The organism is Chryseobacterium sp. YIM B08800, assembly GCF_026163565.1.
Lineage (GTDB): Bacteria > Bacteroidota > Bacteroidia > Flavobacteriales > Weeksellaceae > Chryseobacterium.
In genome coordinates this window covers 1-327 of sequence record NZ_JAPDKN010000131.1, presented here as the reverse complement: position 1 = coordinate 327, position 327 = coordinate 1, and the positions used below count along the sequence as shown (strand labels likewise).

Genomic DNA, 327 nt, shown 5'->3' with positions numbered 1-327 from the left:
CTCCCTTATTTTCAATCTTAATACTTGTTACAATTTCGTCTTTAAAGTATAATGATAATGATGTAAGGGTATTTCCAAATTTATCTGATTCTACAGGATAAGACCATGTCATGGAAGTATAAAAGATATTTGGCTCATATCCAAAAAGTTCACGTATTTCTTTTTTACTTTTTCCAATAGGAACTTTAAATTTGAAAATATCATTTACAAGCGTTTTTCTTTTTTCCGGACAGGTTTTCCAAAGGATGCTATCAAATTGATGATTACCAATTTCAAGTAAAAACAATAGCTTTTTTATTAGATTCGGCATATTATCTTGTAATTTTT

Annotated in this window: 1 protein-coding gene; it reads right to left on the bottom strand. The window is 27.5% G+C overall.

Going from position 1 to position 327, the window contains the following annotated elements:
- The coding region (locus tag OEW74_RS19610; RefSeq protein WP_265430082.1) for a hypothetical protein at nt 1-310 on the bottom strand (310 nt) is incomplete at its 3' end.
- Between the last annotated feature and the right edge of the window lie 17 nt (nt 311-327).